1 pseudogene is annotated in these 286 nt (G+C 60.5%); it reads left to right on the forward strand.

From position 1 onward, the window contains the following. Positions 1-286, forward strand: a pseudogene (locus H8K43_RS18775) (MotA/TolQ/ExbB proton channel family protein); the annotation flags it as partial.

The following is a 286-nucleotide window of genomic DNA, read 5'->3' on the forward strand; positions in this document are numbered from 1 at the left end:
AAACCCGTTTCTCCGCATTCCTGGCTGCCGCCGTTCTGGCCCTGACCGCAGCTGTTGCCGCTCCAGTCTTCGCAGAAGAAGCTTCTGCCACTGCAGCCTCCGCAGCACCAGCCACTTCCGCACCAGCAGCTGACGCCGCTGCACCTGCTGCCGCACCAGCTGCTGCTGAAGCCGGCCCAGCCAAAGAAGTCATCGAAAACCCATATGGCCTGGACGCACTCTGGAAAACCGGTGACTTCGTCGCCAAAGGCACACTGATCATCATGGTCATCATGTCCATGGGTTC

This window comes from Cognatundibacterium curvum (assembly GCF_014284235.1).
In the GTDB taxonomy this organism is placed as follows: Bacteria; Pseudomonadota; Gammaproteobacteria; order Burkholderiales; family Burkholderiaceae_D; genus Undibacterium; species Undibacterium curvum.